The following is a 26196-nucleotide window of genomic DNA, read 5'->3' on the forward strand; positions in this document are numbered from 1 at the left end:
CGTCCCGTCCCGGGCGCCGCGGATCAAGCCTCCGCGGCTGCCTCCTCGTCCTGTTCCTCGGCGGCCGGCACCTCGGCCTCGATCCAGCCCGCCTTGACGCGGGCGGCCATGATCATGGCCTCCGCCTCCTCGCGCGAGATTTCCATCCCGTCGAGGATGCCGGCGTGGCGGACCGTGTCGGTCCCCTTCCGCTCGGACCAGCCGGTCAGGTCGTCGGTGGCGCAGCCGGCGAGATCCTCGACCGACTTGACGTCGTTCTCGCCGAACTTGACGAGCATGGCCGTCGAGACGCCGTCGACTTCCTTCAGCTCGTCGGCGACGCCGAGCTCGACGCGGCGGGCATCCTGTTCGGCCTCGACCCGCGCGAGATAATCGCGGGCGCGGCTCTGGATCTCTTCCGCAGTGTCCTCGTCGAAGCCTTCGATGGAGGCGAGTTCCGAGGGATCGACATAGGCGAGTTCCTCGACCGACCGGAAACCCTCCGAGGCGAGCAGCTGGCCGACGACCTCGTCGACGTCGAGCGCATCCATGAAGATGCGGGTGCGCTCCTGGAATTCCTTCTGGCGGCGCTCGGACTCCTCGGCCTCCGTCAGGATGTCGATGTCCCAGCCCGTGAGCTGGGAGGCGAGCCGCACATTCTGGCCGCGCCGTCCGATGGCAAGACTTAACTGGTCATCCGGGACCACGACTTCAATACGCTCGGCGTCCTCGTCGAGAACGACCTTGGCCACCTCGGCCGGCTGCAGGGCGTTGACGATGAAGGTGGCGACGTCCGGCGACCAGGGGATGATGTCGATCTTCTCGCCCTGCAACTCGCCGACGACGGCCTGCACGCGCGAGCCGCGCATGCCGACGCAGGCGCCGACGGGGTCGATGGAGCTGTCACGCGAGATCACGGCGATCTTGGCGCGCGAGCCGGGGTCGCGGGCGACAGCCTTCACCTCGACGATGCCGTCATAGATCTCCGGCACCTCCTGTGCGAAGAGCTTCGCCATGAACTGCGGATGCGTGCGCGACAGGAAGATCTGCGGGCCGCGCTGCTCGCGCCGGACGTCGTAGACATAGGCGCGGATCCGGTCGCCGGGGCGGAAGGCCTCGCGCGGGATCAACTCGTCGCGGCGCACGATGCCCTCGCCGCGGCCGAGGTCGACGATGACGTTGCCGTATTCGGCGCGCTTCACTGCGCCGTTGACGATCTCGCCGATGCGGTCCTTGTATTCCTCGTACTGCCTGTCGCGCTCGGCCTCGCGCACCTTCTGCACGATGACCTGCTTGGCCGACTGCGCCGCGATGCGGCCGAAGTCGAAGGGCGGCAGCGTGTCGGCGATCGTGTCGCCCACCTGCGCGGCAGGGTTGAAGCGCTGCGCGTCGACGAGCGCGATCTCGATCGCCGGGTTCTCGACCTGCTCGACCACGTGCAGGTAGCGCGACAGGCGCAGTTCGCCGGTGCGCGCGTTGATGTCGGCATGGATATCGGTCTCCGCGCCGTAGCGCGAGCGGGCCGCCTTGGCGATGGCATCCTCCATCGCCGCCAGCACGATCTGGCGGTCGATCACCTTCTCGCGCGCGACCGCATCGGCGATCTGCAAGAGTTCGAGCCTGTTGGCGGAGACGGCCATCGCGTCACTCCCTGGTGTCTGGCCCGGTCATGCCCGGGTCAGTGCTTCGGCTTGGGTTTGCGTGCGCCGGGGGCGGCGCCGGATCGGGGGCCCTGTGCGGGCCGTGAAACAGTCTTGGCATCCTTGCGCCCGCGCGGGGCAGGCGCCTGGGTCTTGCGCTGCGGCTTCGGGTGCGGCTTGGGCGGACGGACCGGCGCCGGGGTCGGCACCGGCGTGTCGCCGGCCTCGGTTTCGCCGGAATCCTCGTCGTCTTCAGCCCCAACAACGCCGTCTTCCAGCGCCCGGAGCTCGGCCTTGCCGCGCCGGAGGGACTCGCGGATCAGCGCTTCGGTGAGGACGAGCCGCGCCTCGGCGATGTCGCGGATGGGCAGCACGACGCGCGGATCCTCATCTGCGGCCGCGTCGCGCCGGGTGAGGACGGCGCCCTCGCCCTCGACGCCGGTGACGATGCCGCGGAAGCGCTTACGGCCCGCCTGCGGCACGGCCATCTCGACCTTGGCCTCGTGGCCGGCCCAGCGGGCGAAGTCCGACACGCGGACGAGCGGCCGGTCGATGCCGGGCGAGGAGACCTCGAGGTGATAGGCGCGATCGACGGGATCGTCGACGTCGAGGGCCGGCGACGCCGCGCGGCTCACCGCCTCGCAGTCGTCGACGCTCATCGTGCCGTCGGGCCGTTCGGCCATGATCTGCACGGTGCAGCCGTTCTGCGCGGTGACGCGCACGCGCACCAGCCGGTAGCCGAGGTCGCGCAGGACCGGTTCGACGATGGCGCCGACACGCGCAGCGACGCCCTTGTCCGCGATGAGGCGGGGTTCGTCGAGATCTGATGGCGTCACGCCGTCTGTCATCATAAGCGCCGTTGGGAGCGGGCCCGGGCAGGACCCACTCTCTCACCGTGACCGTACGATCACCCTGAGAATGAAGAGGATGACGGGGAGATACACGCTGGCGGCCGCGAATTCAAGCGCCGGTTGGAAGCGCGATCCTTGTTTTCTGTCGCCGCAACCGCATGCACCCGCAAATTGCTGTTTGGTACACTGTTTGGTGAGAAAGTCGCGTCATTGTCGCGGAGAAATGTAGGGGCGTTGGATGCAACCTTTCCACTCCGTGGTGGCCGAGGTCGAGACTTCGATCGCGAGCGGCGAAGAATCGCGCCGGGTGGACACGCTGCGCAAGCTGACGACCCTGTTCCTCGAGCAGGCGCCGATGCTGGGCGAGGAGCATGTCACCGTCTTCGACGAGGTCATTTCCCGTCTCGCCCACGAGATCGAGTTCCGCGCCCGCGTCGAGCTCGCCGAGCGCCTTGCCGACGTCGCCAACGCACCCCGGCGCACGGTGCGCGACCTCGCCTTCGACGACAACATCCAGATTGCCCGGCCGGTCATCGAGCGCTCGGCGCGGCTCGCCGAGGCAGACCTCGTCGACCTCGCCCGCGAGCGCGGGCAGAGCCACCTGCTCGCCCTCTCCGGCCGCAGGCACCTGCCGGAATCGGTCACCGACGTGCTCGTCGAGCGCGGCGACGAGAACGTCGTGCGCCGCGTCGCGGGCAATGAGACGGCCCGCTTCTCCACCCAGGGCTTCGACACGCTGGTGCAGCGGGCGGCAGACGACGGCGCGCTGCAGGCCATTCTCGGCGATCGCAAGGACCTCCCGGCTGCCCACGCCGCCGCGCTCATCGAAGCGGCCAAGCAGATGGCCCGGCGCGACATGGCGCAGTCGCTGCAGGATCAGCCTGACGTCGCGAGCATGCTCGGCGAAGCTCTTGACGCCAGCGCCCGCGCGGTGGCCGAAAGCGGCCTCGCGCCCATCGACTTCACCGGTGCCGCGCAGCGCGTGGACGCGCTCGCCGCCGCCGGCCCGCTGACCGAGGAGGTCGTGACCCGCCTGCTGCGCGATGACAAGCTGGCCGATGCGCTCGAGGTGCTCTCCCGCGTCTCCGGGCTTCCCTCCGACGCGGTGGCGACGGCCTACGGCGCGGCGAGCTACGACCCGATCCTGTTCATCGTGCGCGGCGTCAAGTTTGGCTGGCCTACCTTCAAACTTTTGCTGCGCGCAAAGACCGGCAAGGCCCCGCCTCAATCGCTGTTGCAGCAGGCTTTCGCCAGCTTCGAGGCCCTGACGATCCCGACCGCCCAGCGCGTGATGCGCTTCGTCGCGACGAAAAGTAAGCTCGGCGTCTAAGTACCTGCCGTATGATTCTCGGAAATCCGTCGTATGACGGATTCCGGCGCACAATTTGAAGCACGCAATTAAAACTTTGCAGAGCCGCCGCATCTAGGCTTCCGGAGAACGGAAGGCAGCGGACATGACGACGGTATCCCTGGCGAGAGATATGGCCACGGCGGCCACTGGCCCGCGCAGCGCGGAAACGCTGTCGCGGATCACGGACCTCTTCGTGCGGGATGCCGAGCGGTTCACCGACGACCACATCGCCGTCTTCGACGAGGTGATCGGGCTGCTCGCGGACCGCATCGAGCTCTATGCCCGCGCCGCGCTGGCTGAGAGGCTCGCGGACGTGCCGCGTGCTCCGCCGCGCGTCATCTCCCGCCTCGCCCGCGACGACATCGCCGTGGCGCGGCCGGTCCTCGAGCGCTCCCCGCGCCTCACCGAGAACGACCTCGTCGACCTCGCCCTCACCTTCGGGCAGGGCCACCTTCTCGCCATCAGCGCCCGGCCGCATTTGCCCGAGGCGGTCACCGACATCCTTATCGAGCGGGGCGACCGCGTCGTGCTGCACGCCACCGTGCGCAACGCCACGGCCCGCATCTCGGCGCGCGGCTTCGGCGGGCTGCTGGCCCGCGCCCACAATGACGAGGACCTGCAGGAACTGCTCGGCACACGCGCCGACCTGCCGCCCGAGCGGCTCCAGGAACTCGTGCTCGTCGCCCGGGCCGAGGTGCGCGAACGCCTGCTCGCCGCCATGCGCGATCGCTCGGCCGAGTTCGTCGAGCAGGCGCTGGAGGCCGGCGCCCAGCGCGTCTCAGCCGAGATCGAAGCGGCCGCGACCGACGCCGACGGCTATTCGGGCGAGGCGCTGGAAAGGCACCGCGCGGGCACGCTCTGCGAGACCGACATCGGCACCTTCGCGTCCGACGGCCGCAAGTCGGAGGCGAGCGCGGGCCTCGGCCTCCTCGCCGGCCTGCCACGCAAGATCGCCGACCGCATCTTCACCGAGCCGCAGGAAGACCTGCTGCTCATCGTCTGCAAGTCGCTCGATTTCCGCTGGCCGACCGTGCAGGTCCTGGTTGCCCTGAAGAGCGGCGCGCCTGCCCGCGCCTCGCTCTACGGCAAGCTCGAGAGCAATTACGATACGCTGAGCCGCCTCACCGCCCAGCGTGTCCTGCGCTTCCTTAAGGCGCGCGAGGACACCGCCGAGGACGTCTGACGGCCTGCCGCGGTCGACCGCGCGGACGCCCTGGTCAGGGCTTGGCGGGGTCGCGGACCGCGTCGACCTTGTCGAACTCGATGTTCCAGAGCTGGCCGTCCACCCGCTCGACCTTGCGGAGATAGACCGTCTGCACGATGTCGCGCGTCGCCGGGTCGATGCTGACCGGGCCGCGCGGCGAGGTCCAGGCGAGGCCCTTCATGGCTTCCACCAGGGCGGCGCCGTCGGTCTTGCCGCCGGTCTTGTCCAGCGCCTTGTAGATCAGGTTCATGCCGTCCCATCCGCCGATGGCCATCAGGTTCGGGCGGTTGCCGAATTCCCTGGTGAAGGCGGCGGCATAGGCCTTGTTCTCCGGTGAATCGTGCGCGGCGGAGTAATGGTGGCTCGTCACCATGCCGAGCACGGCATCGCCCATCTCGTTCAGGGTGAAGTCGTCGACCACGTCGCCGGTGGCGATGATCCTGATGCCTGCCTGAGCGAAGCCGCGGTCGGCGACCTCCTTCATCAGCGGCGCGCCCTGGCCATTGGGCACGAAGAGAAACACCGCCTCGGGCGCCTTGTCCTTCAGGCGCTGCAGGAAGGGCGCGAAGTCCGGGTTCTTCAGGGGCACGCGCAGCTGCTCGACGATCTCTCCGCCTGCCTTGCCGAAGGCGCCGGCGAAGGCCTTCTCGGCATCGAGGCCCGGCCCGTAGTCCGACACGAGCGTGGCCGCGCGCTTGACGCCGCTGCGGGCCGCCCACTGCGCCAGGGGCACGGTGTTCTGCGCCATGGTGAAGCTGGTGCGCACGACGAAAGGCGACTGCTCGGTGATGATCGAGGTGGCGGCCGCCATCACCACCATCGGCACCTTGGCCTGCGTGGCGACGGGCGCGGCGGCCAGCGCCAGCGGCGTCAGGCCGAAGCCGGCGATGATGTCGACCTTCTCGTTGACGACGAGATCCTGGACGATGCGCCGCGTCTGGTCGGCAGCGCCCGTGTCGTCCTTGACGATCAGCTCGACAGGGCGGCCCCCGGCCGTGGTGCCGTTGAGCTTCATGTAGAGGCGGGCGCCATTCTCGACCTGCCGCCCGATGGGCGGGCCGAACGGGCCCGTGAGCGGCAGCACGAGGCCGATGCGGACAGGCTCCGCGGCAACAGCCGGTCCGCCCGCGAACGGTGCGGCAAGCGCCGCCATCGCCACGCCAGCGGCCAGCGCCGCCCTCCTCGTCAGGCCCATGGTCAGTCCTCCCCGCCGCCCTCGGGGTGGCGGCGGCCGGGAAAATGGCACGGCCCGCGCCGGCCCTCCAGCCCCGTTGCGACCGCGAGCGGCGCCGTGGCGTCGCAGGCTGGACAGCATCGGGCCTCGCTTCGCGCCGTTGCGCGGCGGCGCTTGACCTTCCCGGTGCAGGCGGGCTTTGTCCGCCCATGCGCCCCGCCTCACTCGCCGCCTCCACCGCCCTCGTCGGCGCAGCGGCTGCCGCGTCGCGCATCCTGGGCTTCCTGCGCGACATCCTGCTGGCCATGCTGCTGGGCTCCGGCCCGGCGGCGGACGCCTTCGTCGTGGCCTTCCGCCTGCCCTCGCTGCTGCGCCGGATCCTGGGCGAGGGCGGGCTCAACGCGGGCGTGGTGCCGGTCGCGCAGCGGCTGCAGGCGGAGGAGGGAGAGGCGGCAGCCGGCCGCTTCGCCGGGGAGGCGCTCGGAGTGTCGGCCCTCGCGTTGGCGGTGCTGGTCGCCGCCGGAACGGTGCTCGCGCCCTGGATCGTGCTCGTCCTGGCTCCCGGCTTCGCGGAGGACGCAGCCCGGCTCGACACGGCGGTTTCGTGCCTGCGCCTCGTGCTGCCGCTGGTGCTGACGGCGACCCTTGCCGCGCTCGCCTCGGCGCTGCTGAACGCGCAGAACCGCTTCGCCGCGGCGGCGCTGGCGCCGCTCGTCGTCAACGCGGTGCTCGTCGCCGTGCTGCTGGCCCTGAGCCGCAGCGGGCTGCCGCAGGAGCAGCTGGCCGCCATCCTCGCTGCCGCCGTCTCCGTGGCAGGGCTTGCCCAGCTCCTGGCGCTGCTGCCTGCTCTGCGGCGCCTTCCCGCGCGTCCGGCCTGGACCATGCCGAGGCTGTCGCCGCCGCTGCTGCGGGCCTTGTCCCTCGGCCTGCCCGGCCTTGCCGCCATGACCCTCGCCCAGCTCGGCGTGGTGGTGGCGACCATGGTCGCCTCGCGGTCCCCCGAGGCCGTGGCGCGGCTCTACTACGCCGAGCGGCTCTACCAGCTGCCGCTGGGCTTCGTCGCCGCGGCGGCCGGCGTGGTGTTGCTGCCCGAGATTGCCCGCCGGCTCGTCGCGGGCGATGCCGAAGGCGTGCATCCCCTGCAGAACCGGGCGCTGGAGCTCGCCCTGGCCCTCGCGCTGCCGGCCGCGGTGGCGCTGGCGATGCTGGCGGGACCGATCGTCTCGGTGCTGTTCGAGCGCGGCGCGTTCGACGCAGCAGATGCCGCGTCGACCGCCGCCGCCCTCGCGGCGCTCGGCCTCGGCCTGCCCGGCGCGGCGGCGACGCGGGTGCTCTCGCAGCCCTTCTTCGCCCGCGAAAGGCCGCGCGCGCCGCTCGCCTGCGCCGCGCTCGGCCTCATCGCCACGGCCGCCGTCGCGGCCGCGCTGGAGGCCGGATTCGGGGCAGCCGGCGTGGCCGCAGGGGTGAGCGCGGGTGCATGGACCGGCGCCCTGGCCCTCGCCACCGTGGCGCTGCGGCTCGGCTGGTGGCGGCTCGACCATTCCACCGTCCCGCGGCTCCTGCGCATTGCGGCCGCCTGCGCAGGCATGGCGGCTGTGCTGTGGGGTCTCGAGCGGCTGGCTGCACCCTGGCTTGTCGCCGGAGCGGGCACGCCGAAGCGTGCGGCGGCGCTCGCCGTGCTCTGCCTTGGCGGCGGAGCCGCCTATCTGGCGCTGGCCCAGGTGCTGCGCGCGCTCGACCTGCGCGAGCTCACCGGCCGGGCCTGAAACGGCGACTTGCGCAAGCTGCCCCGCATTGCCATAAGCGCGCGTCCCGGACAGTCCCGCACACGCGCGGGAAACACCCGAGAGGTCCGACAGAAATGGCCGCGTTCAAGCAACTCGTCTTCTCCGGCGTGCAGCCCACGGGCAATCTGCACCTCGGCAACTATCTCGGGGCAATCAAGCGCTTCGTCGCCCTGCAGGACGAGTACGACTGCATCTACTGCGTCGTGGACATGCACGCGATCACCGTCTGGCAGGACCCGGCGGAGCTGACCAGCAGCATCCGCGAGGTCACGGCCGCCTTCCTCGCCGCCGGCATCGACCCGAAGCGGCACATCGTCTTCAACCAGAGCCAGGTTGCGGCGCATGCCGAGCTCGCCTGGATCTTCAACTGCATCGCGCGCATCGGCTGGTTGAACCGCATGACGCAGTTCAAGGAGAAGGCCGGCAAGGACCGCGAGAACGCGTCGGTGGGCCTCTACGCCTATCCGACGCTGATGGCTGCCGACATCCTCGTCTACCGGGCCACCCACGTGCCCGTGGGCGAGGACCAGAAGCAGCATCTCGAGCTCTCCCGCGACATCGCGCAGAAGTTCAACAACGACTATGCCGGCGCCATCGCGGAGCGCGGCTTCGGCGACGCCTTCTTCCCGCAGCCCGAGCCGCTGATCGCCGGCCCGGCGCCGCGCGTCATGTCGCTGCGCGACGGCACCAAGAAGATGTCGAAGTCGGACCCTTCCGACTATTCGCGCCTGACCTTCGCCGACGACGCCGACGCCATCGCCCAGAAGGTGCGCAAGGCGAAGACCGACCCCGAGCCGCTGCCCAGCGAAGCGGCGGGACTGGCCGGCCGGCCCGAGGCGGAGAACCTCGTTGTGATCTACGCGGCGCTGGCCGAGACCGAGAAGGAGAAGGTGCTGGCCGAGTTCGGCGGGGCGCAGTTCTCCTCCTTCAAGTCGGCGCTCGTCGATCTCGCGGTGACGAGGCTCGGGCCTATCAGCGCCGAGATGAAGCGGCTGAAGACGGATCCCGGCCATATCGACGCCGTGCTCGCCGACGGTTCCGAGCGCGCCCGCGCCCTCGCCGCGCCGGTCATCGCCGCGGTGAAGGACATCGTCGGCTTCGTGCGCTCCTGACGGGCTGCCGCATCCGCGCTTGCGGGGCGGCGCACGGACTGCCAGCATCCACGTTTGCGGGGCGGAGCGCGAGGCCATGGCTGCCAGTCCCAGGCGATCCTACGAGGCGGGCCACCGGCCGAAATTCCTGGTCGTCGTCGACGAGACGCCGGAATGCATCCGCGCCGTCTACTTCGCCGCCCGCCGCGCCGCGCGCGTCGGGGCCGAGGTGGCGCTGCTCGCCGTGCTGGACCCGCCCGACTTCCAGCACTGGTTCGGGGTCGGCGACGTGATCCAGGCCGAGGCCGAGGAGGAGGCCAGCCGCTGGCTCGACGCGGCGGCAGAGCGTGCGCGGTCCGTGACCGGGGTAGAGCCCGGCCGCGCCGTGCGCATCGGCTCGCGATCGGGCGAGATCCTCGCCGCCATCGATGCAGACGAGGACGTGTCCCTGCTCGTCATCGGCGCGGGCACGGGCGAGGAGGGGCCGGGACCACTGGTCAGCCACATTGCGGGCAAGGCGGCCGGCACCTTCCCCGTGCCCATCGCCATCGTGCCGGGCCAGCTGGACGATGCCGAGATCGACGCCCTCGCCTGATGCGAGCCCGCTGGACATGGCGGCTCCGGCACCCTAGGTCTGCGCCGTAGCGCACTCCCATGTCCCCGGCCCATGCAGATCACCGAGAGCCCCTGCATCCACGTCTGCACCATCGACCCCGCCTCGCGCCTGTGCGTGGGCTGCGGCCGGACGATCGACGAGATCGCGCGCTGGGTTGAGATGTCGCCGGCCGAGCGCCGTGCGATCATGGACGGGCTGCCCGGACGGCTGGAGAAGCTGGACCTTCCCGTTCCGCCGCCCCGGGTCCGCACGGGCCGCCGCCGGATCCGCGGCTGAACCCGCCTTTGCGAGCCTAGCGGAGCAACCCCGGTCTTTTCACTCAGGCAATGCGCCGGACCGGCTCAGGCGCAGGCCGCCTCGATCCGCTCGCGCAGCTTCTGTGCCGTGAACGGCTTCACGGCGATGGTCTCAACCGGGATGCCCTCGGCCCCCGGGCCCGGGCTCGACCGGGCCGTCGCCAGCACCACGGGGATGCCGGCCAGCCCTGGCCGCTCGCGCATGGCGCGCACGAGGTCCCCGCCGGTCAGCGGCGGCATGTGCCAGTCCGAGATGACGAGGCCGAAATCGCGCCGCTCCAGCCGTTCCAGCGCCTCGCCGACGCCCAAGGCCGTCTCGATGTCGGTGACGCCGATCTCGGCGAGCATGCCGCCGAGAATTTTCGCCATGACGAGGCTGTCGTCGACGACGAGAACCGGCTTTGTCGGGTCGAAGGGCATCGGGTCCGGGGCGGGCATCAGGGTCCTCCCGCAATGCCATCGCGCCACTGAAAATTGCCCCCCGCGGATCGCGACAATTCGCGCTATCCCGCCCGTTTCCGGGCTTATCCGGGGGGCTCTGGCGGACGGCGGGCACCCGTGTCAGCATCGCGACCGGACATCCCTGCCGCGAAACCCGATGCACCCCTTCGACCTGCGGGTCTACCTCGTCACCGACCCCGTCCTCGTCCGTCCGCGTGGGCTTGAGGAAACGGTGCTCGCCGCCGTGCGCGGAGGCGCGACCCTCGTCCAGCTGCGCGACAAAGACGCTTCCGACGCCGACTTCGCCGCGCAGGCCCGGCGGCTCATCGACATGCTGCGCCCGCTCGGCGTGCCGCTCGTCGTCAATGACCGCGTCGGCGTGGCGCGCGACGTGGGCGCCGAGGGCGTGCATGTCGGCCAGAGCGACGGCGACGTCCGGGCGGTGCGGTCGAGCATCGGTCCCGGCATGATCCTCGGCCTCTCCGTCACCAGCATGGCCGAGCTCGAGGCCGTTCCCGACGGGGTGGCGGATTACCTCGGCCTCGGGCCCGTCTTCGCCACCGGCACCAAGCCCGACCACGATCCTCCCATCGGGCTCGATGGACTCGCCGCCATGGTGCGGCGCTCGACACTGCCCACCGTCGCCATCGGCGGCATCGGCCTCGCCAACGCAGCCGAAGTCTTCGCCACGGGGGTCGGCGGCGTCGCCGTCGTCTCCGCCATCTGCTCGGCGCCGGACCCGGCGCAGGCCGCGAGCCGCCTGCTCGCGCTGGCCGGGCAACCCCGCGCTCCCTGACACCGGACGAGACCCATGGCCCGCTTCCGCCTCGCCCTGATCGCCCACGACCAGAAGAAGCCCGCCATGGTGGCCTGGGCGGAGCGGCACCGCGAACCCCTGGCGCGCTGCGACCTCTACGCCACCGGCACAACCGGCGCGCGCATCCTCGAGCGCTGCCCCGACCTCAGCATCACGCGCTTCAAGAGCGGCCCGCTGGGCGGCGACCAGCAGATCGGCGCGCTCATTGCCGAGGGCAAGCTCGACGGCCTCGTCTTCTTCGTCGACCCGCTCTCGCCGCATCCCCACGACGTCGACGTCAAGGCGCTGACCCGCCTGGCGCTGGTCTACGACATCCCGATGGCGTGCAACCCCTCCACGGCCGACCTCGTCGTTGCCGGCTACATGGCGAAACAGGGACGGGAGCGGGGGTAGGGGCTAACAGCCCCCCTCCCTACCCTCCCCCGCAGGCGGGGGAGGGTTTTCCCGCCCGCCTGTCATGTCGGGCGGCGACAAGCACCAGAATAAAACCGGGACCTGCTCCGCCGTCACGCCAAGCTCCGGAACCCTCCCCCGCTCGCGGGGGAGGGCAGGGAGGGGGGCAGCGCAACCTTCGGAATTAAGCTATTGGACGGCACCGGACAGGCCCGGTTGCCTCACTTCGCTCGCGATGATGGCGAGAGGCTCAGCCGCGCAGGACGGCGCCGGTCTTCTTCTGCACCTCGGTGATGATCTTGGCCGCGACCGTGTCGATCTCGGCGTCGGTCATGGTGCGGTCCGCCGGCTGGAGCGTGACCGAGACGGCGACGGACTTGCGGCCCTCGCCGACATTCGGCCCCTCGTAGACGTCGAAGACACCGGCCTCGGTGACCAGCTGCCGGTCGGCGGCCTGCACGGCGCGCAGGATGTCGCCGGCTGCGACGGCCTTGTCGACGACGAAGGCGAAGTCGCGGGCGACGGGCTGGAAGTCTGAGAGGACGAGCTTCGGCTTCATGCGCGTCGGCTTGGCTTTGGGCGGCGGCAGTGCGTCGAGAAGGAGCTCGAAGCCGACGAGCGGCCCCCTGGCGTCGAGCGCCTCCAGTGCCCGCGGGTGCAACTCGCCGAACCAGCCGACGACGCCCTTGGGCCCGAACTGCAGCGTGGCGGAACGGCCGGGATGGAACCAGGTCGGGCCACCGGCGACGACCTGCAGCCCGCCCGTCGGCACCCCCAGCGCCTCCAGCACGGCGAAGGCGTCACCCTTGGCGTCGAAGGCGTCCACGGGGCCGCCCTTGGCGTCCCAGTGGCGGCCGGACCCGGAGGGCCGCGCCAGCGCCCTGCGGATGCCGGCAGCGGCCGTCTTCTGGTCCTGCGGCCTGTCACCGGCAAAGACCTGGCCGACCTCGAACAGCGCCGTGTCGCCATAGCCCCGGTCGGCATTGCGCTGCGCTGCCTTGACCAGCCCCGGCAGCAGGCTCGGCCGCATGTCCGAGAGGTCGGCGGCGATGGGATTGGCGAGCGCCAGCTCCGGCTGGCCGCCGCCGAAGAGCTCGGCCTCGGCCTTGCCGATGAACGACCAGGTGACGGCTTCCACCAGCCCGCGGGCCGCGAGAGCCCGCTTGGCGCCGCGGGTGCGCTTCTGGATCAGCGTCAGCACCGGTTCGGCGACCGTCGCCTTCTCGCGCGGGAAAGGCACGGAGGCGACGCGGTCGAGGCCGGCGATGCGCACGATCTCCTCGACGAGGTCGGCCTTGCCCTCGACGTCCGGCCGCCATGACGGCACGGCCACCTTCACCACGTCCGTCCCCGAGACCCAGAAGCCCAGCGCCTCCAGGATGACCTTCATCTCGTAGACCGGCAGGTCGAGCCCCGTGAGGCGCTTCACCTCGGTCCAGGGAAGGCGGACGATCCTGTCGGTGTTCGGGATCTCGCCGGCGAGTTCCACCCGCGAGGCCTCGCCCCCCGCCAGATCGATGATCATGCGCGTGGCGAGTTCCAGCCCCGGCAGGCAGAAGTCGGGATCGACGCCGCGCTCGAAGCGGTAGCGCGCATCGGTGTTGATGCCGAGCCGGCGGCCGGTCTGGGCGATATTGAGCGGATCCCACAGCGCCGATTCGACGAGGACGTCGGTGGTGGTCTCGTCGCAGCCCGAATGCTCGCCGCCCATGATGCCGGCGATGGATTCCACGCCGTTGTCGTCGGCGATGACCACCATCGAGCGGTCGAGGGAATAGGTGCGCCCGTCGAGCGCCAGCACCTCCTCGCCGTCGCGGGCGCGGCGCACGACGAGGTCGCCATGGACCTTGCGCAGGTCGAAGACGTGCAGAGGCCGGCTGCGGTCGAAGGTGACGTAATTGGTGATGTCGACGAGAAGGTTGATGGGGCGCAAGCCGATCGCCTTCAGCCGCCGCTGCATCCACTCGGGGCTCGGCCCGTTCTTCACCCCGCGCACGAGGCGCATGGCGAATGCCGGGCAGAGGTTCACGTCCTCGGAGGAGAAGTCGAGCTTCACGCCAGTGGGCGTGGGATAGGTGCCCGGCACCTGCTGCACGGGCTTCTGCATCAGCTTGCCCAGCCCGGCCGCGGCAAGATCGCGGGCGACGCCCGCCACGCCCAGCGCGTCCGGCCGGTTCGGGGTCACGGCAATGTCGAACACCGGGTCGCCGAGGCCGGCCCACTCGGCATAGCGCACGCCCACCGGCGCGTCGGCCGGCAGGTCGATAATGCCGTCATGGTCCTCGCCGAGGCCCAGTTCCATGGCCGAGCACAGCATGCCGCGGCTCTCGACGCCGCGGATGGTGCCGACCGAGAGGGTGATGTTCTTGCCCGGGATGTAGGTGCCAGGCGGCGAGAACACGCTTGTCATGCCGGTGCGCGCATTGGGGGCGCCGCACACCACCTGCACGGGATCGCCCTCGCCGGTGTCGACCATGCACACGCGCAGCCTGTCGGCGTTGGGGTGCTGCTCGGCCGAGATCACCCGGGCGATCGTATACGCCTCGAGTTCCTTCGCCTTGTCCTCGACGCCCTCCACTTCCAGCCCGACGCGCGTCAGCGCCTCCGAGATCGCCTCGACCGAGGCCGTGGTGTCGAGATGCTCCTTGAGCCAGGAGAGGGTGAATTTCATCGTGTCACTCGCGCGCGGCAGCGTCCGGGACGGACACCGCTTGCCAGAACTGGTGGTCGGGATGTACCGGCATGCGGTCCACCGCAGCCCGATAGATGGTTTCGACGATGTCGTCGAGGTGCTCGTACAATTCCGGGTTCGGGAAGCGCATGACGCGATAGCCCGCTGCCTCGAAGGCTGCGTCCCTCGCCGCGTCCTTCCTCAGCCCTGCGTCGCGCCCGTGGTGATCACCGTCCAGCTCGATCACCAGCATGGCTTCGTGACAGACGAAGTCGGCGATGTAACCCAGCATCGGCACCTGGCGCCGGAAGGAGAGGCCCGCCAGCCTGTGCCCCCTCACCTTGGACCAGAGCAGGCGCTCGGCATCGGTCATGTCCCGGCGCAGGCGCCTGGCGAGGGTGAGATGGCGCGCTGGCGTGTTCTCTCTCATGGCCGAGGCTCCCCCTCCCTTTCGTGGTCGAGGCTCCCCCCTCCCTACCCTCCCCCGCGAGCGGGGGAGGGTTTCCCGCCGGCGTACTTCAACTCGTGTGCTGAAAGTCCCGCACCGCTGCACATGCCACGCTCCGGAACCCTCCCCCGCCTGCGGGCGAGGGCAGGGTGGGGGGACGGGGCGCAAAGCTAGGACGACAATCCACTGACCAGCGAAGGCAGGTCCAGCGGCCTGAACCCGTAGTGCTGGAGCCAGCGGACGTCGGCGTCGAAGAAGGCGCGCAGGTCTGGCATGCCGTATTTCAGCATGGCGATGCGGTCGATCCCCATGCCCCAGGCGAAGCCCTGGTACTCGTCGGGGTCGAGGCCGCAATTGCGCAGCACGTTGGGGTGGACCATTCCGCAGCCCAGGATCTCCAGCCAGTCCTCGCCCTCGCCGAAGCGGATCTCGCCGCCGCGGCGGGAGCACTGGATGTCGACCTCGGCGGATGGCTCGGTGAAGGGGAAGAAGGACGGCCGGAAGCGCATCTTCACCGAGGGCACTTCGAAGAAGGACTTGCAGAACTCCTCCAGGATCCATTTCAGGTGGCCGAGATGCGAGCCCTTGTCGATGACGAGGCCCTCGACCTGGTGGAACATCGGCGTGTGCGTCTGGTCGCTGTCGCAGCGATAGGTGCGGCCGGGGATGATGACGCGGATCGGCGGCTTCTGACCGAGCATCGTCCGGATCTGCACCGGGCTCGTATGGGTGCGCAGCACCTTGCGCTCGCCCTGCGCGTCCGGGGCGAAGAAGAAGGTGTCGTGCATCTCGCGCGCAGGGTGGCCGACCGGGAAGTTCAGCGCGGTGAAATTGTAGAAGTCCGTCTCGATGTCCGGGCCTTCCGCCACCGAGAATCCCATGTCGGCGAAGATGGCCGTGAGCTCGTCCACCACCTGGGTGATGGGGTGGATGCGCCCGCGCGAGGCCGGGCTCTCCGGCACGGGGAGCGTGACGTCGACGGTCTCGGCGGCGAGCCGCGCGTCGAGCGCTGCGTCCTTCAGCGCGGCGCGGCGCTCGCCGATGAGCGCCGTCACGCGGTCGCGCAGGCCGTTGATCAGCGGGCCCTTCTCGCGCCGCTCGTCGGGCGTCATCGAGCCCAGCGTCTTCAGGAGTTCGGAGACCGACCCCTTCTTGCCCAGCGCGGCAACGCGGACGGCCTCGAGCGCGGCCTCGTCGTTAGCGGCCGCGACGGCCCCGGCGAGCGATGTTTCCAGTGCGGCGAATTCGGACATGAGAACAACCGTCTTGCGTCCGGGACGGCGCCCCGGAACGGACGGCGGCTTTTGCCATGGCTTCGCCGGACTGTCGAGGGTTGGAGCCTGCCTCCAACAGGGCCCCACGACCGGGCGGGTGATGCGCAACGAAAAAGCCCGCCACGATGGGCGGGCTTTCTCATGCGACGCGCGACCGGGTCAGGCAGCGGCGGGAAGCGCCGACTTGGCCTTCTCGACGAGCGCGGCGAAAGCTGCCGGCTCCTTGATCGCGATGTCGGACAGCACCTTGCGGTCGACCTCGATGCCGGCCTTGTTGAGGCCGTCGATGAAGCGGGAATAGACGATCCCGTGCTCGCGCACGGCGGCGTTTAGGCGCTGGATCCACAGCGCGCGGAACGTGCGCTTCTTCGCCTTGCGGTCGCGCGTGGCGTACTGCATGGCGCGATCGACGGCCGCCTTGGCGGTGCGGATCGTATTTTTGCGGCGGCCGTAGAAACCCTTGGCGGCCTTCAGTGTCTTCTTGTGCTTGGCGTGGGACGTAACGCCCCTCTTGACGCGAGCCATGGCTGATCTCCTCGTTAGGTCTGCTTCGCCCGGGCGATCAGCCGTTGGGCAGGAAGTACTTCTTGACGTTGGCCGCGTCGCCCTCGAACAGGACAGCCGTGCCGCGGTTGTTGCGGATCTGCTTGTTGGTCCGCTTGATCATGCCGTGCCGCTTGCCGGCATGGGCATACATCACCTTGCCAGTGCCGGTGATCTTGAAGCGCTTTTTGGCGCTCGCTTTCGTCTTGATCTTCGTCTTGGGCATTTTGCTCGTCTCTCCGGCGCGATCGGCCTTGCGGCCGCCGCGGGTTGTTTTTGCCAGCCCGAAGGCCGTTCGTCTCATCATGAGCGAAACGATCCGCCACGGCAGCCCTGACAGCCGGGCGGATCGAAGGCGCGCTCTATAGCAGAAGCCCGGCGGAAGGCAAGGCCGAGCCTTGCGCGAGGCCTCAGCGGCCGGGCTTCTTCTTCACATCCGGGGCCGGCGGGAAGCGCGACAGCAGGTCCGTCGCGGTCACGTCGCGGTGGTTGCGGGTGTACTGCTCGGAGGCGTCGCGCAGGGGCTGGAAGTCCCAGGGGAAGACGTTCCCCTTCTGCAGCGCCTTGAACACGGTGAGGCGCGCCTGCTGGCTCGCGATGACGGCCTTCTTCACCGTTGCACGGTCGAAGCGCGCGGCGACCGCGGCGCGGAAGGCCGCCACCCGGTCGGCCAGCGTCGGGTCGGTGGCGAGGTTGGCACGCTCGTGCGGGTCGGCTTCGAGGTCGAAGAGCTGGTCGGGATCCGTCTCGCAGGCGATGAACTTCCACCGTCCCTGCCGCAGCATCACCATCGGCGCGGGCACGCCCTCGGCGAGATATTCGCCGAAGGTGATCGCCTCGGGGTCCTCCGCACCACCGGCCAAATGCGGGTGCAGCGATCGACCGTCCACGGGAGCCGCGAGCGCGGCGCCGGCGCCGGGGCGCACGATGTCGACGAGGGTGGGGAGGATGTCGGCGAGGCTCGCCGGGGTTTTCACCCGGCCCGGCCGGAAGCGCCCGGGAGCATGCACGATGAACGGGACCCGCGCCGAGGGCTCGAGAAAGCTCATCTTGTACCAAAGCCCGCGCTCGCCGAGGAAATCGCCATGGTCGGAGGTGAGGATCACGACCGTGTCGTCGGCCAGCCCGCCCGTCTCCAGCGTCTCCAGAAGCTGGGCGACGAGGTCGTCGACATAGGAGATGTTGGCATAATAGCCGTGGCGGGACATGCGTACGTCATCGTCCGTCACGTCGTAGTCGCCCATGGCCGAGACGTCGTGCAGGCGCCGGCTGTGCGGGTCCAATTCCGCATAGGGAATGGGCGGCGTCGTCGGCAGGTCGATGTCCTCGTCCCGGTAAAGCTCCCAGAAGCGCCGGCGCGCGGCGTAGGGGTCGTGCGGGTGGGTGAAGGACACGGTCAGGCAGAAGGGCAGCTGGTCGCGGTAGCGCGCGAAGTCGAAGAGGCGGCGCCTGGCGAGAAACGCGACCTCGTCGTCGTATTCGAGCTGGTTGGTGATCTCGGCGATGCCCGCCTGCTTTACCGAGGTCATGTTGTGGTACCACCAGTCGATCCGCTCCTGCGGGCGGGTCCAGTCCGGCGTCCAGCCGAAGTCGGCGGGGTAGATGTCGGTGGTCAGCCTTTCCTCGAAGCCGTGCAGCTGGTCCGGGCCGACGAAGTGCATCTTGCCGGCGAGGCAGGTGCGGTAGCCCTCCAGGCGCAGATAGTGCGCGAAGGTCGGCACCGAGGAGCGGAACTCGGCCGCGTTGTCGTAGACGCCGGTGCCCGACGAGAGCAGCCCGCTCATGAAGGTGGCGCGCGCGGGCGCGCAGAGCGGCGCGTTGGAGTAGAAATGTTCGAACACCACGCCTTCTCTTGCCAGCCGGTCGATGGCCGGCGTCTTCACCACCGAATGACCATAGGCCGGCAGGAAAGGCGCCGAGAGCTGGTCGGCGACGATGATCAGGATGTTCGGCTGGGAGCCGGGGCGGGCTGCGGAGGGCATGGGACTGTTCCGGGGCGCGGCGATGACCGCCAATTTGCAAGCAGGACTTTGCACGCCATGCGCTTGCCAGCACGCCGTTTAGCGACAAGTTAGCGCCAGCACCCGGCATGGCGCCGTGCGCCGCAGGCGGGTACCCGATTTTTCCCCCTCCGAGATGGAGCGACGTCACATGGCCAAGGTCCTGGTTCTCTATTATTCCGCCTACGGTCACATCGAGACGATGGCGAATGCGGTGGCCGATGGCGCCCGCAGCGCCGGCGCCGAGGTCGCCATCCGGCGCGTGCCCGAGCTGGTCTCGCCCGAGGTGGCGCAGGCCTCGCACTACAAGGTCGACCAGGCCGCGGCGATCGCCACCGTCGACGAACTCGCCGAATATGACGCGATCATCGTGGGTTCCGGCACCCGTTACGGCACCGTAACGAGCCAGATGCGCAATTTCTGGGACCAGACGGGCGGCCTGTGGTTCACCGGCAAGCTCGTCGGCAAGGTCGGCTCGGTGTTCACCTCCTCGGCCACGCAGCATGGCGGCCAGGAGTCGACCATCCTCGGCTTCATCCCCACGCTGCTGCACCACGGCATGGTCGTCGTCGGCCTGCCCTACGCCTTCCAGGGCCAGATGGGCGTCGAGGAAGTGAAGGGCGGCTCGCCCTACGGCGCGTCCACGATCACCGGCGGCGACGGCAGCCGCCAGCCTTCCGAGATCGAGCTCGAGGCTGCCCGCTACCAGGGCCGCCACGTCGCCGGGATCGCCGCCAAGATCGCCGGCTGATTTCCGATCGAAGCCTGACGCAGACGGCCGGGCTCGTGCCCGGCCGTTTCGATTCCGCGCGCCTCAGGCCGGCTGCGCCTCGGGGGTGGCGGGCTCGGCCGGCACCGGCTCCGGCGCAGGCGCGTGGGTGAGCAGCCGGCAGAGCCTCGCGATCGTGCCCTTCAGCTCGTGCCTGTGCACGACCATGTCGACCATGCCGTGGTCGCGCAGGTACTCGGCGCGCTGGAAGCCCTCCGGCAGTTTCTCGCGGATCGTCTGCTCGATGACACGCGGCCCGGCGAAGCCGATGAGTGCGCCGGGCTCGGCGATGTGGATGTCGCCCAGCATGGCATAGGACGCCGTGACACCCCCGGTCGTCGGGTTTGTGAGCACCACGATGTAGGGCTTCTTCGCCCGGCGCAGCCGCTGGATGGCGACCGTGGTGCGCGGCATCTGCATCAGCGAGAACATGCCCTCCTGCATGCGCGCGCCGCCCGAGGCGGCGAACATGACGAAGGGCGTGCCGCGCTCGACCGCCGTCTCCAGGCCCTTGATCACGCCCTCGCCGGCCGCCATGCCGAGAGAGCCGCCCATGAAGTCGAAGTCCTGCACGCCCAGGGTGAGCGGCAGTCCCTCGACCAGGCCGCATCCCACCTTCACCGCGTCGGGATTTCCGGTCTTCGCCCGCGCGTCGCGCAGCCGGTCGACATAGCGCTTCTCGTCGCGGAACCTCAGCGGGTCCAGCGGGACGTCGGGCAGGGCGATCTCGTCCCACGCGCCACCATCGAACGTCGATTCCAGCCGCTGCTGCGGCGTCATGCGAAGATGGTAGTTCGAGCCGGGGATGACGTACTGGTTGGCCTCGACGTCCTTGTGAAAGACGAGCTGGCCGGATTCCGGACACTTGATCCAGAGATTCTCCGGCGTGTCGCGGCGCAGGAACGACCGGATGCGCGGCCGCACCACATTGGAAATCCAGTTCATGGCGCTGGTGTCCATACCGCGTCCTTTCGGGTGTCGCGCGCGGCGGTGCCGCCTGCGGGCGATGTGGGCTGGCGCCCCCTGCGTTCAAGGGGCGGACGCATCACGCTCCGGAGAATGTCAGGCGGCGTCGCTCTTGGCCACGCGCCGCACGCCGGCGGCGATGTCTGCGACGAGGGCGGAGACGGCTCCGACGGTCGACGCCGTGGCCCGGCCTTCGGCGTCGAGCGAGGCCCTTATGGCATCCACCAGCGCCGAGCCGACGACGACGCCGTCCGCGCTGCGCGCGATGGCCTCGGCCGAGGCGGCGTTCTTGACGCCGAAGCCGACGGCGACGGGAAGGGGCGTGTGGCGCTTGATGCGCGCCACGGCGGTCCCGACCTGGGCGAAGTCCGGCGTCGCGGCACCGGTGATCCCGGTGATCGACACGTAGTAGACGAAGCCCGAGGTGTTGCGCAGCACCACGGGGAGCCGCTTGTCGTCGGTCGTGGGCGTCGCCAGCCGGATGAAGTTGAGGCCCGCGTTGAGCGCCGGGCGGCAGAGCTCGGCGTCTTCCTCGGGCGGCAGGTCGACGATGATGAGCCCGTCCACGCCGGCCTCGACCGCGTCCCGCAGGAACGCATCGACGCCGTAGATGTAGATCGGGTTGTAATAGCCCATCAGGATGATCGGCGTGTCGTCGTCACCGGCGCGGAAGTCCCGCACGAGCTGGATTGTCTTTTTCAGCGACATGCCGGCATGCAGCGCCCGCAGCCCCGCCGCCTGGATGGCCGGGCCGTCGGCCATCGGGTCTGTGAACGGCATGCCGAGCTCGATCAGGTCAGCGCCGGAGGCCGCCAGGGCCTTGGCGATGGAGAGCGAGGTGCCGGGGTCGGGATCTCCCGCCATCACGAAGGTGACGAGGGCGGCCCTGCCCTGGGCCTTCACGGACGCGAAGCGGCGATCGATGCGGGTGCTCATGGGCGCAGCAGTTAGCACGGCGGAAATGCAATGGGAAAGGGTTCGCTCAGCTCGCGCTCGGCGGAATCCGTGTCGCGAGCGGGTCCTCACCCCTGCCCCTCTCCCGAATCGGGAGAGGGGAAGCGCGCGGGGAACCCCTCTCCCATGTTGGGAGAGGGGCAGGGGTGAGGGTTTTGTTCAGTCCATCCCGCCGAGATGCTCGGCGACGGTGAAGATGTCCTTGTCGCCGCGGCCGCAGAGGTTGACCACCATCAGGTGATCCTTCGGCTTCTCGGCCGCGATCTGCATGGCCTTGGCGATGGCGTGCGAGGGCTCCAGGGCGGGGATGATGCCCTCGAGCTTGGAGACGAGCTGGAAGGCGTCCAGGGCCTCCTGGTCCGTGGCCGAGATGTACTGCACGCGCTTGACGTCGTGCAGCCAGGAATGCTCGGGCCCGATGCCGGGATAGTCGAGGCCGGCGGAGATCGAGTGGGCGTCGGTGATCTGCCCGTCATCGTTCATCAGCAGGTAGGTGCGGTTGCCGTGCAGCACGCCCGGCCGGCCGCCCGTCAGAGAGGCGGCGTGCAGGCCCGACGACAGGCCGTGGCCTGCCGCCTCGACCCCGTAGATCTCCACCGACGGGTCGTCGAGGAAGGGGTGGAACAGGCCGATGGCGTTGGAGCCGCCGCCGATCGCCGCGACGAGGCTGTCGGGCAGCCGGCCCTCGCGCTCCATCAGCTGTTCGCGGGTCTCGCGGCCGATGACGCTCTGGAAATCGCGCACCATGGCGGGATAGGGGTGCGGACCGGCCACCGTTCCGATGCAGTAGAAGGTGTCGGCGACGTTGGTGACCCAGTCGCGCAGCGCCTCGTTCATGGCGTCCTTGAGCGTCTTCGAGCCCGACTGGACCGGCACGACCTCGGCGCCCAGCATCTTCATGCGGAAGACGTTGGGCTTCTGCCGCTCGACGTCGACGGCGCCCATGTAGACGACGCATTTCAGCCCGAAACGGGCGCAGAGCGTGGCCGTGGCGACGCCATGCTGGCCGGCGCCGGTCTCGGCGATGATGCGCTCCTTGCCCATGCGGCGGGCGAGCAGGATCTGGCCGAGCACGTTGTTCACCTTGTGCGCGCCGGTATGGTTCAGCTCGTCGCGCTTCAGGTAGATCTTCGCTCCACCGGCATGCTCGGTCAGCCGTTCGGCGAAGTAGAGCGGGCTCGGCCGGCCGACATAGTGAGTGAGATACTCGCCCATCTCCTTCTGGAAGGCCGGATCGCTCTTGGCGACCTTGTAGGCCTGCTCGAGGGAGAGGATCAGCGGCATCAGGGTCTCGGCGACGAAGCGGCCGCCGAACATGCCGAAATGCCCGGTCTCGTCGGGACCGTTGCGGAAGGAGTTGGGGGTCTGGATGGTCACGGACGCTTCCCTGCCGGCCGGGCGGACCATGGCGGGCCTGCCCTGCGATGAATTCCTCAGGACGCCTCGGCGTCCCGCACAGCCCGCACGAAGGCGGCGATCTTCCCGACATCCTTGACGCCGGGTTGCGATTCCACCCCCGAGGAGACGTCTACGCCCGGCGCCCCGGTGGCAGCGATCGCCCGCGCCACGTTGCCGGCCTCGAGGCCTCCTGACAGCATATAGGGCTTTGCGAGGTCAAGGCCCGCAAGAATGCTCCAGTCGAAAGTGCGGCCATTTCCGCCAGGCAGCTGCGAGTCGGCCGGCGGCTTGGCATCGAAGAGGATCCGGTCGGCGACCAGGCGGTAGGCCTCCGCCCGCGCGACGTCCTCGACCGTCGCAACGCCGATGGCCTTCATCACCGGCACCCGGTGGCGCGCACGGATCTCCGCCACGCGCGAAGGCTCCTCCTCGCCATGCAGCTGAATGAGGTCGGGGTGCAGCGCCTCGACGATGGCGGCAAGCTCGTCATCCCCGGCATTCACGACCAGCGCCACCTTCCCGGCGCGGCCGCCGATGCGCGTGGAGAGCTGACGCGCGTCAGCATAGGACACGTTGCGGGGCGAACGGCCAAAGAAGACGAACCCGAGAAGGTCCGCGCCAGCCTCGATGGCCGCGTCCACCGTCTCGGGCGTGCTCAGACCGCAGATCTTGATCTCGACGGACATCGGACGGTTCAGTTCGCAATCGTCAAAAGGCCGGCCACTCTTGGGCGCGCGCGCCGGGATTGCAACGCTTCTTCTCCGGGAAGGGCGGATTTCAGGCCGGCTGCGGCGGCAGGCTGGTCCAGACATGGATGGCCGCCGCGAGATCTTCGATGGACGCGCCGACGGAGTTGAACATCGTGATCTCCGAGGCCGAGGTGCGGCCTGGGTGGCGGCCGGCGACGAGATCGAAGAGGTCGGCCCGGATATCCTGCGCCGTGATGATTCCGGCCGCGAGCGGGAGGGCATAGTCGCCGCCCTCCCTCGTCGCAGAATCGCGGATGTCACAGAACAGGCTCGCTAGGCGCACGCAGGCATCGTCGGTCTCCCGCATCGTCGGGCCGAAGGCGCCGACGCAGTCGAGATGGGCGCCCGGCTTCAGCCAGTCTCCGTGCACCAGCGGGTCGTGCGACAGTGTCGCGCAGGAGATGAGGTCGGCCTCGCGCACCGCAGCTTGGAGGTCCTCGACGGCGCGGGCCGGGATGCCGTGCGCTACCAGCTGCGCCGCCAGTTCGTGCGCTCTGGCAGGCCGGTGGTTCCACAGCGCCACGTCCTCGATCGGCCTCTCGGCCCGGTGGGCGCGGATCATGAAAGGCGCCAGCGCGCCGCAGCCCACCATGACCATGCGGGCGGCATCCGGCCGGGCGAGGTGGCGTGCGGCGAGCGCGGAGGCCGCGGCGGTTCGCCACAGCGTCAGGCGCGTCCCGTCCATCACCGCGAGCGGCACGCCGGTTTCGCCGTCGGCGAGCCAGACCGTGCCGTTGACGCTCGGCAGGCCCTTCGCGCCGTTGGCGGGAAACACCGACACCATCTTGGTGGCGATGAAGGAGGGCTTGTCGTCCGGTCCCGTCCAGGCCGGCATGACCAGCAGCACGGGTTTGCTGCTGTGCCGTTCGAGATGCAGATGGTGGCGGGGCGGGGCGGTGAAATGGCCGGCGAAGGCGCGTGACATCGCGTCGGCCAGCGGGGAGGGCTCCAGCACGGCGTCGATCTCGGCCGCGGTCACCACGCGCATGTCGGTCTCCTCGTCGGCGCCGCCGTGCCGGTCAACGCCGTGGCCAGGTCAGCGCAGGGTCGAGGTGGGGGGCGGCAGGGCGGTGCCGTCGCCGGCCACCGGCCGGACGCGCTCCAGCTCGGCGCGGGTGCGGGCCGCGTCGCGGGCATGGTCGCGGGCCGCGCGGCGGTGACGACCCTGCCCGAACCACATCGCCACGCCGCCGATGATCACGCCGATGGCGGCTGCGAGGAAGACGACGAGGAACAGCGGCACGGTGATGATGCCGCCCAGTCCCAGCCAGTCCAGCGGGTCGAACGTCACTGCCACCGTCGTGCGGTTGACCACGGCGAACACCAGCAGGATCGCCGCGAGCGGTACGATCACGAGGCCCTTGAAGAAAGCTCTCATCCCCACTCCAACCCGGTGCCGGTCGCGGGCGCCGGTGCGTCAGGCCGGCTCGACGCCGTTGCGGTTGAGCCTGAGCCTCATTTCCTTGCCGGCCTTGAACACCGGCACGGCCTTCTCGGCAACTGGAACGTGCTCGCCCGTGCGGGGGTTGCGGCCGATCCGCGCCTGTCGCCTCTTGACCGAGAATGCACCGAAACCGCGGATTTCGACACGATCGCCACGGGAAAGGGCCTGCACGATCTCTTCCAGGATCGCATTGACCACGTTTTCCGCGTCTCGCTGGTACAATTCCGGATAATGCTCGGCGATCTTCTGGACCAGCTCTGACTTGATCATGGCGGAAGGGCCTCGCCGCGCGGGATAGAGCATTGAATAATATCGGGTATTACGAGGTCAAGGGTGCCAGACGGCCAGAAGACCGTCAAGCGCGGCATAATCCGTCCCGCGCGCCGCCGTGATGATCCCCCTCGCAAGGTCCTCGAGCCCGGCCGCGGACGCCGCCCCGGCCGCCACGCTCCACAGGCCGAAGCCGGTGCCGTCCTCCCGCTTCCAGTCGCGGACGGGAAGGTCCTTGGCGATGCCCTTGTCCTTCTCGAGCCAGGCGATGGCCTGCTTGCGGTTGCCGATCTCGTCGACGAGCTTCAGGCCGAGCCCCTGCCTGCCCGTAAAGACCCGGCCGTCGCTCACCGTCTCGAGGTCGCCTCCAGCGATGGAGCGGCGCTCCGAGACGACCCGCTTAAACCAGTCATAGGTGTCGACCACCAGCGAGCGCAGCGCCTGCTCGGCGGCGGGCGTCGTCACCTCGAAGGGGCTTGGCGATGCCTTGAGCGGGGCCGACTTCACCGACTCCACGGTCACGCCGACATTGTCGAGCAGCTTGACCACGTTCGGGTACTGGAACAGCACGCCGATCGAGCCGACCAGCGAGGTCTGCTGCGCGACGATGCGGTCCGTACCCATCGCGGCGATGTAGCCGCCGGACGCGGCCATGCCGTCCACCACGGCGACCGTCGGCTTCTTCTGCGACAAGGCGCGCAGCGCGTCGAACAGCGCCTCGGACCCGGTGACGGTGCCACCGGGGCTGTCGATGTCGACGATGACCGCCTTGGCCGCGTCGCTCTTGCCGACACGCTCCAGCATGTCGAGCGTCTTGTCGTCGCCGGTGATGAAGCCCTTGATCTCGACCCGGGCAATGTGCGCGCCGGCGCCGCCGAGCCTGTCCCGGCCGAGCGCGAGGGCAATGCCGGCGATGGCGACGAGTGCCGCGACGAAGGCCGCCGCACGCCACCAGCCCAGGCGTCGCTTCATGCGCCTGCGATCGACGAGGTAATCGCTGTCCGACGTCATCCGGGCCTCCTGTGACGGCGTCTGTCTAGACCCCGCGCGCCCGCCCGGCAACCGTGCCG

The 26196-nt window shown here is 69.8% G+C and carries 27 protein-coding genes; 9 read left to right on the forward strand and 18 right to left on the reverse strand.

Features of this window, described 5'->3' with window-relative positions; translation table 11 throughout:
- Positions 1-23: 23 nt before the first annotated feature.
- Positions 24-1619, reverse strand: coding sequence for a transcription termination factor NusA (gene nusA, locus AC5JCN_RS18170; RefSeq protein ID WP_495756495.1), 1596 nt, complete (start codon positions 1617-1619; stop codon positions 24-26).
- 38 nt (positions 1620-1657) lie between these two features.
- Positions 1658-2470, reverse strand: coding sequence for a ribosome maturation factor RimP (gene rimP / locus AC5JCN_RS18175; protein ID WP_495756496.1), 813 nt, complete (start codon positions 2468-2470; stop codon positions 1658-1660).
- Between the two features lie 238 nt (positions 2471-2708).
- On the opposite strand from rimP, the gene AC5JCN_RS18180 reads away from it, so the two are divergent.
- Entirely contained in the window at positions 2709-3800 is a 1092-nt protein-coding gene (locus AC5JCN_RS18180) for a DUF2336 domain-containing protein (protein WP_495756497.1), read from the forward strand.
- A gap of 124 nt (positions 3801-3924) precedes the next feature.
- The gene (locus AC5JCN_RS18185; RefSeq protein WP_495756498.1) at positions 3925-5004 is read left to right on the forward strand and encodes a DUF2336 domain-containing protein; all 1080 of its coding nucleotides are present in this window, start codon (positions 3925-3927) and stop codon (positions 5002-5004) included.
- A 34-nt stretch (positions 5005-5038) separates the two neighbouring features.
- Here the strand turns inward: AC5JCN_RS18185 and AC5JCN_RS18190 are convergent, their stop codons facing one another.
- Positions 5039-6220 carry an ABC transporter substrate-binding protein gene (locus AC5JCN_RS18190; RefSeq protein WP_495756499.1) on the reverse strand — a complete coding sequence of 394 codons (1182 nt, stop codon included), beginning with the start codon at positions 6218-6220 and terminating at the stop codon, positions 5039-5041.
- 188 nt (positions 6221-6408) lie between these two features.
- Between AC5JCN_RS18190 and murJ the strand changes: the two genes are divergently transcribed.
- The 4 genes from murJ (at position 6409) to AC5JCN_RS18210 (ending at position 9969) form a co-directional block, all read left to right on the forward strand.
- On the forward strand, positions 6409-7965 hold the full coding sequence (gene murJ, locus AC5JCN_RS18195) for a murein biosynthesis integral membrane protein MurJ (RefSeq protein WP_495756500.1): 1557 nt from the start codon (positions 6409-6411) through the stop codon (positions 7963-7965).
- 95 nt (positions 7966-8060) lie between these two features.
- Positions 8061-9098 (forward strand): tryptophan--tRNA ligase, encoded by a 1038-nt coding sequence (gene trpS, locus AC5JCN_RS18200; protein ID WP_495756501.1) that lies wholly within the window; start codon positions 8061-8063, stop codon positions 9096-9098.
- A 76-nt stretch (positions 9099-9174) separates the two neighbouring features.
- Positions 9175-9672 carry a universal stress protein gene (locus AC5JCN_RS18205; protein ID WP_495756502.1) on the forward strand — a complete coding sequence of 166 codons (498 nt, stop codon included), beginning with the start codon at positions 9175-9177 and terminating at the stop codon, positions 9670-9672.
- Between the two features lie 72 nt (positions 9673-9744).
- Complete coding sequence (locus AC5JCN_RS18210) at positions 9745-9969, forward strand: DUF1289 domain-containing protein (RefSeq protein WP_495756503.1); 225 nt, start codon at positions 9745-9747, stop codon at positions 9967-9969.
- A 65-nt stretch (positions 9970-10034) separates the two neighbouring features.
- Here AC5JCN_RS18210 and AC5JCN_RS18215 read toward each other — a convergent pair whose 3' ends face one another.
- Positions 10035-10427, reverse strand: a complete 393-nt coding sequence (locus AC5JCN_RS18215) for a response regulator (protein WP_495756504.1) — start codon at positions 10425-10427, stop codon at positions 10035-10037.
- 160 nt (positions 10428-10587) lie between these two features.
- On the opposite strand from AC5JCN_RS18215, the gene thiE reads away from it, so the two are divergent.
- Both thiE and AC5JCN_RS18225 read left to right on the forward strand, forming a co-directional pair.
- Complete coding sequence (thiE, locus tag AC5JCN_RS18220) at positions 10588-11226, forward strand: thiamine phosphate synthase (protein WP_495756505.1); 639 nt, start codon at positions 10588-10590, stop codon at positions 11224-11226.
- 15 nt (positions 11227-11241) lie between these two features.
- Positions 11242-11640 (forward strand): methylglyoxal synthase, encoded by a 399-nt coding sequence (locus tag AC5JCN_RS18225; RefSeq protein ID WP_495756506.1) that lies wholly within the window; start codon positions 11242-11244, stop codon positions 11638-11640.
- Positions 11641-11890: 250 nt separating this feature from the next.
- On the opposite strand, the gene pheT is transcribed toward AC5JCN_RS18225, so the two are convergent.
- From pheT to betC, 6 genes are all read right to left on the reverse strand, one after another.
- Entirely contained in the window at positions 11891-14311 is a 2421-nt protein-coding gene (gene pheT / locus AC5JCN_RS18230) for a phenylalanine--tRNA ligase subunit beta (protein WP_495756507.1), read from the reverse strand.
- Positions 14312-14315: 4 nt separating this feature from the next.
- Positions 14316-14741, reverse strand: coding sequence for an endonuclease domain-containing protein (locus AC5JCN_RS18235; RefSeq protein ID WP_495756508.1), 426 nt, complete (start codon positions 14739-14741; stop codon positions 14316-14318).
- Between the two features lie 188 nt (positions 14742-14929).
- Complete coding sequence (gene pheS / locus AC5JCN_RS18240) at positions 14930-16012, reverse strand: phenylalanine--tRNA ligase subunit alpha (RefSeq protein WP_495756509.1); 1083 nt, start codon at positions 16010-16012, stop codon at positions 14930-14932.
- Between the two features lie 180 nt (positions 16013-16192).
- Positions 16193-16558 carry a 50S ribosomal protein L20 gene (rplT, locus tag AC5JCN_RS18245; RefSeq protein ID WP_495756510.1) on the reverse strand — a complete coding sequence of 122 codons (366 nt, stop codon included), beginning with the start codon at positions 16556-16558 and terminating at the stop codon, positions 16193-16195.
- Between the two features lie 37 nt (positions 16559-16595).
- Positions 16596-16802, reverse strand: a complete 207-nt coding sequence (gene rpmI, locus AC5JCN_RS18250; RefSeq protein WP_495756511.1) for a 50S ribosomal protein L35 — start codon at positions 16800-16802, stop codon at positions 16596-16598.
- A gap of 184 nt (positions 16803-16986) precedes the next feature.
- Positions 16987-18558, reverse strand: coding sequence for a choline-sulfatase (betC, locus tag AC5JCN_RS18255; RefSeq protein WP_495756512.1), 1572 nt, complete (start codon positions 18556-18558; stop codon positions 16987-16989).
- 169 nt (positions 18559-18727) lie between these two features.
- On the opposite strand from betC, the gene wrbA reads away from it, so the two are divergent.
- Complete coding sequence (gene wrbA / locus AC5JCN_RS18260) at positions 18728-19327, forward strand: NAD(P)H:quinone oxidoreductase type IV (protein ID WP_495756513.1); 600 nt, start codon at positions 18728-18730, stop codon at positions 19325-19327.
- Positions 19328-19390: 63 nt separating this feature from the next.
- Here wrbA and accD read toward each other — a convergent pair whose 3' ends face one another.
- From accD to sppA, 8 genes are all read right to left on the reverse strand, one after another.
- Positions 19391-20305: an acetyl-CoA carboxylase, carboxyltransferase subunit beta gene (accD, locus tag AC5JCN_RS18265; RefSeq protein WP_495756514.1), complete on the reverse strand. Its 915-nt coding sequence runs from the start codon at positions 20303-20305 to the stop codon at positions 19391-19393.
- Between the two features lie 102 nt (positions 20306-20407).
- Positions 20408-21247, reverse strand: coding sequence for a tryptophan synthase subunit alpha (trpA, locus tag AC5JCN_RS18270; RefSeq protein WP_495756515.1), 840 nt, complete (start codon positions 21245-21247; stop codon positions 20408-20410).
- A 177-nt stretch (positions 21248-21424) separates the two neighbouring features.
- Positions 21425-22642, reverse strand: a complete 1218-nt coding sequence (trpB, locus tag AC5JCN_RS18275) for a tryptophan synthase subunit beta (RefSeq protein WP_495756516.1) — start codon at positions 22640-22642, stop codon at positions 21425-21427.
- A 56-nt stretch (positions 22643-22698) separates the two neighbouring features.
- Entirely contained in the window at positions 22699-23349 is a 651-nt protein-coding gene (locus tag AC5JCN_RS18280; protein ID WP_495756517.1) for a phosphoribosylanthranilate isomerase, read from the reverse strand.
- Between the two features lie 91 nt (positions 23350-23440).
- Positions 23441-24400 (reverse strand): bifunctional Delta(1)-pyrroline-2-carboxylate/Delta(1)-piperideine-2-carboxylate reductase, encoded by a 960-nt coding sequence (gene lhpI / locus AC5JCN_RS18285; RefSeq protein ID WP_495756518.1) that lies wholly within the window; start codon positions 24398-24400, stop codon positions 23441-23443.
- A gap of 48 nt (positions 24401-24448) precedes the next feature.
- The gene (locus AC5JCN_RS18290) at positions 24449-24790 is read right to left on the reverse strand and encodes a lipopolysaccharide assembly protein LapA domain-containing protein (protein WP_495756519.1); all 342 of its coding nucleotides are present in this window, start codon (positions 24788-24790) and stop codon (positions 24449-24451) included.
- Positions 24791-24829: 39 nt separating this feature from the next.
- Positions 24830-25126 (reverse strand): integration host factor subunit beta, encoded by a 297-nt coding sequence (locus tag AC5JCN_RS18295; RefSeq protein ID WP_495756520.1) that lies wholly within the window; start codon positions 25124-25126, stop codon positions 24830-24832.
- A 57-nt stretch (positions 25127-25183) separates the two neighbouring features.
- Positions 25184-26137, reverse strand: a complete 954-nt coding sequence (sppA, locus tag AC5JCN_RS18300) for a signal peptide peptidase SppA (RefSeq protein ID WP_495756521.1) — start codon at positions 26135-26137, stop codon at positions 25184-25186.
- Positions 26138-26196: the final 59 nt, after the last annotated feature.

This window comes from Alsobacter sp., assembly GCF_059501845.1.

Excerpts from the sequence above, each read along its gene's own strand:
- pheT (WP_495756507.1), bottom strand. The coding sequence starts at position 14,311 with ATGAAATTCACCCTCTCCTGGCTCAAGGAGCATCTCGACACCACGGCC.
- betC (WP_495756512.1), bottom strand. The coding sequence starts at position 18,558 with ATGCCCTCCGCAGCCCGCCCCGGCTCCCAGCCGAACATCCTGATCATC.
- trpA (WP_495756515.1), bottom strand. The coding sequence starts at position 21,247 with ATGAGCACCCGCATCGATCGCCGCTTCGCGTCCGTGAAGGCCCAGGGC.
- rplT (WP_495756510.1), bottom strand. The coding sequence starts at position 16,558 with ATGGCTCGCGTCAAGAGGGGCGTTACGTCCCACGCCAAGCACAAGAAG.
- AC5JCN_RS18295 (WP_495756520.1), bottom strand. The coding sequence starts at position 25,126 with ATGATCAAGTCAGAGCTGGTCCAGAAGATCGCCGAGCATTATCCGGAA.
- AC5JCN_RS18185 (WP_495756498.1), top strand. The coding sequence starts at position 3,925 with ATGACGACGGTATCCCTGGCGAGAGATATGGCCACGGCGGCCACTGGC.
- AC5JCN_RS18210 (WP_495756503.1), top strand. The coding sequence starts at position 9,745 with ATGCAGATCACCGAGAGCCCCTGCATCCACGTCTGCACCATCGACCCC.
- wrbA (WP_495756513.1), top strand. The coding sequence starts at position 18,728 with ATGGCCAAGGTCCTGGTTCTCTATTATTCCGCCTACGGTCACATCGAG.
- sppA (WP_495756521.1), bottom strand. The coding sequence starts at position 26,137 with ATGACGTCGGACAGCGATTACCTCGTCGATCGCAGGCGCATGAAGCGA.
- accD (WP_495756514.1), bottom strand. The coding sequence starts at position 20,305 with ATGGACACCAGCGCCATGAACTGGATTTCCAATGTGGTGCGGCCGCGC.
- trpS (WP_495756501.1), top strand. The coding sequence starts at position 8,061 with ATGGCCGCGTTCAAGCAACTCGTCTTCTCCGGCGTGCAGCCCACGGGC.
- AC5JCN_RS18190 (WP_495756499.1), bottom strand. The coding sequence starts at position 6,220 with ATGGGCCTGACGAGGAGGGCGGCGCTGGCCGCTGGCGTGGCGATGGCG.
- AC5JCN_RS18235 (WP_495756508.1), bottom strand. The coding sequence starts at position 14,741 with ATGAGAGAGAACACGCCAGCGCGCCATCTCACCCTCGCCAGGCGCCTG.
- pheS (WP_495756509.1), bottom strand. The coding sequence starts at position 16,012 with ATGTCCGAATTCGCCGCACTGGAAACATCGCTCGCCGGGGCCGTCGCG.
- thiE (WP_495756505.1), top strand. The coding sequence starts at position 10,588 with ATGCACCCCTTCGACCTGCGGGTCTACCTCGTCACCGACCCCGTCCTC.
- nusA (WP_495756495.1), bottom strand. The coding sequence starts at position 1,619 with ATGGCCGTCTCCGCCAACAGGCTCGAACTCTTGCAGATCGCCGATGCG.
- rimP (WP_495756496.1), bottom strand. The coding sequence starts at position 2,470 with ATGATGACAGACGGCGTGACGCCATCAGATCTCGACGAACCCCGCCTC.
- AC5JCN_RS18280 (WP_495756517.1), bottom strand. The coding sequence starts at position 23,349 with ATGTCCGTCGAGATCAAGATCTGCGGTCTGAGCACGCCCGAGACGGTG.
- AC5JCN_RS18215 (WP_495756504.1), bottom strand. The coding sequence starts at position 10,427 with ATGCCCGCCCCGGACCCGATGCCCTTCGACCCGACAAAGCCGGTTCTC.
- rpmI (WP_495756511.1), bottom strand. The coding sequence starts at position 16,802 with ATGCCCAAGACGAAGATCAAGACGAAAGCGAGCGCCAAAAAGCGCTTC.
- AC5JCN_RS18180 (WP_495756497.1), top strand. The coding sequence starts at position 2,709 with ATGCAACCTTTCCACTCCGTGGTGGCCGAGGTCGAGACTTCGATCGCG.
- AC5JCN_RS18290 (WP_495756519.1), bottom strand. The coding sequence starts at position 24,790 with ATGAGAGCTTTCTTCAAGGGCCTCGTGATCGTACCGCTCGCGGCGATC.
- lhpI (WP_495756518.1), bottom strand. The coding sequence starts at position 24,400 with ATGCGCGTGGTGACCGCGGCCGAGATCGACGCCGTGCTGGAGCCCTCC.
- AC5JCN_RS18225 (WP_495756506.1), top strand. The coding sequence starts at position 11,242 with ATGGCCCGCTTCCGCCTCGCCCTGATCGCCCACGACCAGAAGAAGCCC.
- murJ (WP_495756500.1), top strand. The coding sequence starts at position 6,409 with ATGCGCCCCGCCTCACTCGCCGCCTCCACCGCCCTCGTCGGCGCAGCG.
- AC5JCN_RS18205 (WP_495756502.1), top strand. The coding sequence starts at position 9,175 with ATGGCTGCCAGTCCCAGGCGATCCTACGAGGCGGGCCACCGGCCGAAA.